This is a genomic window from Kaarinaea lacus (genome assembly GCF_975902315.1).
This window is the reverse complement of record NZ_CDLKIE010000383.1, coordinates 1-8,117: the sequence shown is the minus strand read 5'-3', so window position 1 is coordinate 8,117 and position 8,117 is coordinate 1. Positions and strand designations below refer to the sequence as shown.

Sequence of the window (8,117 nt, the reverse complement as noted above, 5' to 3'; positions counted from 1 at the left end):
AGGATCGGGGAGATGGAAACGCTACCGGATTTTGTGCTGGATCAAAATCAAATAATAACTCGGGCCGAAAACGTACAAAGGCGATAACACGATCATCGATGCCATTTTCATAAGCCCAGGCTACCCAGTCATCCAGGTGAGTATCTACATCAAAGTGCGAAAAGCGGTTCGCCAGTGGTGCCGGCATCGCGTACGTCACACCGCGATCACCTTGCCGGTTACCCGCTGCGATGATAACCCATCCTTCCGGTACCAGGTAGTTACCCAGGCGACGATCAAGAATCAATTGATAGGCTGCAGCGGATACCGTAGGTGGTGCCGAAGTAATTTCGTCCAGAAACAGGAAGCCGCGTTCACCATGACGTTTGGCATCGGGTAACATTGAAGGTACTGCCCACTCCACACGATCACCCGAACGAAAAGGAATGCCTCTCAGATCACTGGGTTCCATTTGTGACAATCGAATATCAATGACAGGCACTTGATGTTTATGTGCAACTTGCGCAACCATTTGCGATTTACCCACTCCTGGCGGCCCCCACAGCATAACGGGCGTATGATGACCATGTTCAGTACTCTCAAATTCTTTTTCGATAACAGCTAATAGATGATTGGGACGCATGAGTAAATAGATAGCCTTTTAATTAATTCCATAAACACCATAACAGGAGGATCTAAGTGACTGATATTATATGGTTTTGTATGGGGGGCGTATATCCCTAAAGAGGGACACGTTTTAAGCAATGCTTGCCTGGAAACAACATATTAAATAAGCAATTGTATTTGTTTTTCTTTTTGAGCTTACTTCGTTTCATGCAGGGAGGTTTTTCCAGAATATTGGGAAATCCTCTGGATGAAATATACCACATCATCAATTTGATTCGCGGTGAGCTCACCACCGAAAGGTGGCATATATTGACTTAAAGAATGCTTTTCACCACCGTCACGGACAATACTTGCCAGATATTCTTTGGGCCGGAATGCGTAAAGCCCTATTTGGAAATTACTGGGTAGTGCACTCTTCATTTTGACATACAAGGGTACTATCCGCCCTCTACCATTGGCGTGCTCGCCATGGCAACGGGAGCAATAATCTGCGTAAATTTTAAGACCCTGGTGATACCTTGGGTCATCATCGCTTACCAAATCATGTGCCGCATGAGTATTCACCACAACTGAGCTACAAATCAGAAATAGCAAAATACTGCAATAAAATCGACATGCCACAGGATTCAAAATCATCATAGAGAGAGACTAATTAGTCAATTGTTGATGCATTGTTATTGGTAAAGTTTCAATCATTAATATTGGTATTCAAGCGCCTGTTATTTGGCATCGGTATGTCCAAACAATACTTTAACGGAGGAAAAGTTTATTAATTCAGGTCAGCGCAATAAGAACAGTCTTTGTTGTTTATTAATAACCACAGGCGAAATGCTGTTATTGATCCATTAATCAGGCATTCATTGACATTGATGACTGAAAAACATAGCAGAATTCTCAAGATATACAGCAGAGAAGACGATAATTGTCAGGAATATAACTAAGAACCGGGGCATTTCTTGCTTCAATAACAGCAATGTATGCAGGTATTGCTTACACGAAATAAAACAACAGGAAGTTTTTGGAAAGGAATTCTGTTGAAGGTTGGTGATTACATGAGTAGCGTCAGGCAACAAAAAACAGCAGCCCGTGTAGCAGTAATTTTCGCGATAGTATTGCTTGTTGGCTGGGGATTATCTCCGCCTGTATTGGCTGCTAAATCTGATTACCTGCCTTCTAAAAAAATGCGTATTCCAAAGGACAATCAACTGACCCCGGAACGTATTGAATTGGGCAAGGCACTTTTTTTCGATCCTCGCTTATCGGATACCAACCAGATGAGTTGTGCAACCTGCCACAATCCTTCTTTGTACTGGACGGATGGATTAAAAAAAGCAGTAGGAAATAAGTCGCAACAATTAACACGCGCGACACCAACGATTGTTAATGTCGGTCATAGCAGACGTCTGTTTTGGGATGGCCGTGCCCGATCCCTGGAAGAACAGGCCAGTGGCCCCATTAAGTCTTCCGTTGAGATGAATCAGGATATCCAGGTTTTAATTCAGGAGCTAAAAGCTATCCCCGGTTACATCGACCTGTTCAATAAAGCCTATCCTGGTGAAGGTATCACTGAAAAAACCATTGGCAAAGGCCTGGCAAGTTTTCAGCGCAGCATTGTTTCCGCCTACAATTCGCCTTTCGACCGATGGGTAGCGGGTGATGAAAATGCACTCTCAGCAGCAGCAAAGCGTGGCTTTGAGCTATTTGACGGAAAAGCGCGCTGCAGTGTTTGTCATGAAGGACAACATTTTACTGACGGCAGTTTCCATAATATCGGCCTGAACAATGGCGATGACATTGGACGTTATGAGTTTGTAAAAGTGAATGTTATGAAAGGTGCATTTAAAACTCCAACGCTACGCGAGATCGAACGCACCGCGCCATATATGCACAATGGCGAATACCAGACTTTAGAAGAAGTCATTGAACATTATGTGAAAGGAGGCGTAGATAAATCCAGCCTTTCACCTGAGATGAAGGCAGTAAAACTGACTCAGCGGGAAAAATCCGATTTGCTGGAATTCTTAAAAGCTTTGACCGAGCAATCAAATCCAATAACAGTTCCAATTTTACCGAATTGATTAAACAGGAATTGATATGATGAACAAACTTTTCATTGGACTATTTGCATTAGCATTTTTTCTTGTGACAAGCAGTGGAATCGCCCTGGTTCAGGCAAAAGACATTACTATTGACCAGCAAAACAAAACCTTCCTGCTGAATAACGAAAAAGTGGAAGCCATTACTGTTAACCAGGGCGATACGATACATTTTATGAATAAGGACCCCTGGTTTCACAACATTTTCTCCCTGTCAGACCTGAAAACCTTCGATCTGGGCTCTTACCCAAAAGGCGTTTCAAAGCCGGTTATATTTGATAAAAAAGGTACCGTCGAAATCGAATGCGCCATTCACCCCAATATGTTCCTGGAAGTGACTGTTAAATAAATACTTTTTCCTTCCTGAAAAATACAGCTTCAAGTCGAGCTCGGTCTTCATAAGCCCGATAACCCTTAAACATCTATCGTTTGTGCCGATATAAAAAATAAGCAAAATGTCCTGTAACTATGTTTAGTGTACTGGACCTAATTCAGTCTTTTCATACAAAAGATGTCGGGAGTGACGACATGGTTAAAGCAACACTAAAAAAGGTAATTGTAGCTTTATCTTTATTATTGATATCTATTTCTGCTTCGATCGCTGATATTAAATCAGCTTCAACTGAACTCGTATTTGGGTTTTTACCTACGGGAAAAAATTCTTATACAACCGCTCAGTGGAAGATGCTGGTAGAACAGGTTAGCCTGAATAGCGGACAAAAGATTCGTTTCGAAGCCGCAAATAATGCTGAAGATTTTGAGCGAAAATTGAGTAGAGGCGCATATGATTTTGTACTGCTCAATGCCCATATGTATACGCAAGTGCACGACGCCATTGGTTATGAAGCCTTTGCCAAAGAGCAGGGCCAGAAAGATAAAGGTGTCATAGTAGTACATCGTGACAGCTCGATTAAAACCCTGGCCGACCTGGACAGCCAAACATTAGCTTTATCAGATCCTCGCCGGTTTACCTCGACGGTACTCACCAGAGCAAGCTTGAGTCGCAAAGGGATTGCTGTGAATGAAGAGTTCGTTGAGTCTGACAAATCGGTCTATCGTGCAGTGGTACATGGTGACGTAGTCGCCGGCGCCGGTGAAATAAATAGTCTGAACGGGATCAATCCCAATGCACACGCTAAATTACGTGTAATCTGGTCATCAAAGCAATATTCATCCAACGCGTTTGCTGCGCACCCACGTGTTAAACCGGACCAACTGGCTCGCGTACAACAGGCATTTTTAAGCCTTGGCGACGATGCGAAAGGCAAACGGCTGCTCAGCAATGTTAAATTTAAAGGTATTGCAGAAGCTTCTGACCAGGAATGGGATGACGTACGAATATTGAAACGCCAGCTTTCCCAGTAATAACGCGCTTTTCATTGGTCATTCTTTGACTTTTCAAGATAACGATTTCTTAAATGAAGAAATCGTTATCTTCTTCTACCGTTAGCCAAGCCATCTAACCAGAACAAAATTATCATCTTACACCGTTTGTATAGCACCATTACTTATAAATGGTTTTTCTCGTATGGTCCGATCGCTATGGAGAAATAATTTCACTTTTGCGGTATTGATATTGCATTAACAAATAGTTCAAGTCATTCATTTTGAAACAACTTTTTGGATGTATGGATATATGACTTCGGCTTCTTTAAAAGTAACTGTTTTTATTGTCGTGATAGTGACGTACACACTTGCCACAAATGTTTTCGCCACATCGATACAAACCGGTGATGCACTCATCGCTGAGACACAACCGTCGGCAAATGCTGGATCACAATCCGACACTGGTGGTTTGCTGTCAGAAATTCAACAGATGATGCCACACCTGGAACAGGCGCTAATCATATTTACCAGCTTCAATGGAATATTGATTGTGTTCGGCGCTGCCGCTTACCTGTTGCGCAAACGACTTGATTCTCAGTCAGTCAGCACACTGGCATCTATAAGAGCAACACAATCACCTTTGCACAAAACCAAATCGGACCCTACGTAAGAAAGAACGTTACAGAGAAAGCCACATAACAAACAACCATGTCCCTGACATTTACATTACTCATATTATGCCTTGCTGAGATTGCAATAGTTTCTTTTCTAGCCAGCCTGTTGTTTACCCGAAAAAAACACAAACAAGCAGCGTTACTGGAAATTTATCGCAATCGCGTTGCCGAATATGAAAAAAAAATGGAAGCTGAGTTAGTCGAGCTGGACAACATTGGGGTAAAACTTTCTGAGTTAATGGAACCCATAAAGAAAACCAAGTACCGGCACCGCAAAAAAGAGTCGCAAATGCTCGACAAAAGAATTCAGTTTATACAGGCAGAAATTGATGCCGTGGTCAATAAAGAGGACGGCGATGACTATTGGGACAATCTCTGTATAAGGCTAAGTGAACTTATGCCGTCTCCCGTTGTTGAAGCAAATCCTGAATCGGGGGTAGAGACTGAAGACGGAGGCACCCCTCAACTGCAGGAACTCGAAGACACTGAAATTCCAACACTCAATCAAAAAATTCGCATCGATAAAAACTCCCCGACAATTGCCTATGTCACGTTGACACCGCTACAAAGCGAAATCAAACGCCTGAAGCGAATTGTCGGAAGACATTTCGGTATGCTTAGCGACATGAAACAGGCCATTGTGGAAAATAAAAATGACGTTGAAAATTTCACCAGCCTGCCCAGGGCATTGAAAGAACTGCAAATCGTCCATGTACAATTAACGCGAAGTGTTAAGGCGTTGAAGGAAGAGAATGCCCGATTAACCAAGATACTAACCACAGATAACAGCATCGCCGGGGATTCTGATGATCTAATGGATGACAGTAAGCGTAAGGCCCTGTCATCTCTTCGACAAAACCAGGCTCCCCAAAGAGTGCGTCGCAAACGTTCGGCAGAAGGCTAGCAACGCTACAAATACCTGCAAAAGCGCTAACTTAACCGATAGCCTTCCGCACATTCCTGAACATACGCATCCAGGGCGAATCCTCACGCCATTCATCAGGATGCCAGGAGTTCTGCACGGAACGAAAAACACGCTCAGGATGCGGCATCATGATAGTAAAACGGCCATCAATAGTTGTCAGGCCGGTAATACCTTGTGGTGATCCATTGGGATTTAAGGGATAACGTTCCGTAGCATTACCATAATTATCAACAAATTTGAGCGCGACGATGTTGGCTCTCTCCAGGTCTTGCACTGAAACACCCTGCCGCAGCTCGACCCGCCCTTCACCATGCGCCACCGCGATTGGCATGCGAGAACCCGACATACTCTTTAGAAATAAAGAAGTTGTTTTTTCAACCTCAACTGTTGAGAAGCGAGCTTCAAATTGTTCAGAAGTATTACGCACGAAGCGCGGCCAAAGTTCTGCACCTGGAATTAACTGGTACAGGTTTGACATCATCTGGCAACCATTACAGACCCCCAGGCCAAAGCTATCACCACGATTGAAAAAGGACTCAAACTGATCCCGGGCATAACTGTTAAACAAGATTGACTTTGCCCAGCCTTCGCCTGCCCCCAGCACATCACCATAGGAAAATCCACCACAGGCAACGATACCTTGCATATCCTGCAGATTAATACGTTGTTCTATAACATCACTCATATGCACATCAATAGCCGCGAAACCAGCCCGGTCAAATACCGCCGCCATTTCAATCTGGCCGTTAACACCCTGCTCCCTTAATATGGCAACCCTGGGCCTCGCGCCCTTACTAATATAAGGCGCCACAATGTCTTCATTGATATCAAAAGTGGTGTTAACCTGTATTCCCGGATCCCTGGTATCAAGCAAACCATCATATTCCTGTTTTGCGCAATCTGGATTATCTCGCAAGGCCTGCATTTGATAGGTAGTTTCAGACCATACTCGCTGCAAATCAACACGACTAAAATTTAATAATGGTTGATGCGAGTCATTGATAACAACCTGATCTTCGTTGTTAACGCTACCGATAATGTGGCAATAGTTCTCAAGCCCGGCTTTTTGCAACACATCCAGCACTTTTTCTTTTTTGCTATTGTCAATTTGCAGCACAGCGCCCAACTCTTCGTTAAACAAAACATCGAACGCATTACTACCCAGGCCTTTAATATCAATAGTAATCCCGGCATGACCGGCAAAAGCCATTTCACACAAGGTTACCCATAACCCGCCATCGGCTCGATCATGATAAGCCAATACTAGTCGCGTCTTGATGAGTTCCTGAATTGCGCCAAAAAATCCTTTCAACAATGTTGCATTAACATCAGGGGCTGTATTACCCATCTGTTGACAGGTTTGCGCCAGCACCGAACCACCCAGGCGGTTCTGCCCTGAACCCAGGTCAATATAAACTAAACTGGTTTCTGGAATGTTTGTGCGCAACTGAGGAGTTAATGTCCGTCTCACGTCTTCAACAGGCGCGAATGCTGAAATAATTAATGACACCGGTGCTGTCACTGATTTTTCTTTACCATCCTCTTGCCAAACAGTTTTCATAGACATGGAGTCTTTTCCCACCGGAATAGTAATACCGAGTTCAGGACAGAGATCCATGCCCACAGCTTTAACAGCATCGTAGAGTGCCGCGTCCTCCCCCGGATGTCCGGCGGGTGCCATCCAGTTGGCCGACAATTTAATATCACTTAAGTTAGCTATCGCAGCCGCCGCGATGTTTGTGATCGCCTCCCCCACGGCCATACGGGCAGAAGCGGCTGAATCGATCAACGCAGTGGGGGTTCTTTCACCCATCGCCATTGCTTCACCCAGGTAAGTATCGAAACTGGCTGCGGTTACCGCCACATCCGCCACCGGCACTTGCCAGGGACCGACCATCTGATCCCTCGTTACCAGTCCGGTAACCGTTCGGTCGCCAATACTGATCAGAAATGTTTTATTGGCGACAGTTGGTGCCCGTAATACTCGCTGTGCTGCATCTTGCAGTTCAATAGAGCCTGTATCAACCGGTGGAATGGCACATTCCTGATGTTTCACATCACGCAACATCCGGGGTGGTTTACCCAGCAATACATCAAGCGGCATATCAATCGCCGTATTGTTAAATTGTGGATCTTGCAAAACCAGCTGTTGTTTTTGCGTAGCTTCGCCTACAACGGCATAAGGGCAGCGCTCTCGCTGGCAGATGCGCTCGAAATCAGCCAGGCGCTCCGGGCTAATGGCTAATACGTATCGTTCCTGTGCTTCGTTACTCCAGATTTCCATGGGTGACATGCTTTTGTCATCGTTGGGAATCAAGCGCAAGTCAAACTGCCCACCCAGGTCGCTATCGTGCACCAGCTCGGGAAATGCGTTGGATAAACCGCCGGCGCCTACATCATGAATAGATACAACTGGATTGTTATCCCCCAGTTGCCAGCATTGATCGATAACTTCCTGGGCACGACGCTGGATTTCCGGGTTGCTACGCT

8 protein-coding genes are annotated in these 8,117 nt (G+C 44.7%); 5 read left to right on the top strand and 3 right to left on the bottom strand.

Annotated features, from left to right (window positions below; translation table 11 throughout):
• Nucleotides 1-622 (bottom strand): AAA family ATPase (locus tag ACWVCM_RS12315; RefSeq protein ID WP_455202053.1); only part of this gene is annotated, 622 nt, incomplete at its 3' end.
• A gap of 179 nt (nt 623-801) precedes the next feature.
• Nucleotides 802-1,173 (bottom strand): c-type cytochrome, encoded by a 372-nt coding sequence (locus ACWVCM_RS12310; RefSeq protein ID WP_455202052.1) that lies wholly within the window; start codon nt 1,171-1,173, stop codon nt 802-804.
• Between the two features lie 485 nt (nt 1,174-1,658).
• On the opposite strand from ACWVCM_RS12310, the gene ACWVCM_RS12305 reads away from it, so the two are divergent.
• From ACWVCM_RS12305 to ACWVCM_RS12285, 5 genes are all read left to right on the top strand, one after another.
• Nucleotides 1,659-2,684, top strand: a complete 1,026-nt coding sequence (locus ACWVCM_RS12305) for a cytochrome-c peroxidase (protein ID WP_455202051.1) — start codon at nt 1,659-1,661, stop codon at nt 2,682-2,684.
• A gap of 16 nt (nt 2,685-2,700) precedes the next feature.
• Nucleotides 2,701-3,051: a cupredoxin domain-containing protein gene (locus ACWVCM_RS12300; protein ID WP_455202050.1), complete on the top strand. Its 351-nt coding sequence runs from the start codon at nt 2,701-2,703 to the stop codon at nt 3,049-3,051.
• Between the two features lie 179 nt (nt 3,052-3,230).
• Nucleotides 3,231-4,067: a phosphate/phosphite/phosphonate ABC transporter substrate-binding protein gene (locus ACWVCM_RS12295; protein ID WP_455202049.1), complete on the top strand. Its 837-nt coding sequence runs from the start codon at nt 3,231-3,233 to the stop codon at nt 4,065-4,067.
• A 271-nt stretch (nt 4,068-4,338) separates the two neighbouring features.
• Nucleotides 4,339-4,698 (top strand): hypothetical protein, encoded by a 360-nt coding sequence (locus ACWVCM_RS12290; protein WP_455202048.1) that lies wholly within the window; start codon nt 4,339-4,341, stop codon nt 4,696-4,698.
• Between the two features lie 38 nt (nt 4,699-4,736).
• Complete coding sequence (locus ACWVCM_RS12285; RefSeq protein ID WP_455202047.1) at nt 4,737-5,606, top strand: hypothetical protein; 870 nt, start codon at nt 4,737-4,739, stop codon at nt 5,604-5,606.
• Nucleotides 5,607-5,637: 31 nt separating this feature from the next.
• Here the strand turns inward: ACWVCM_RS12285 and purL are convergent.
• Nucleotides 5,638-8,117, bottom strand: a 2,480-nt coding sequence (gene purL, locus ACWVCM_RS12280) for a phosphoribosylformylglycinamidine synthase (RefSeq protein WP_455202046.1), incomplete at its 5' end; no start/stop codon positions are given.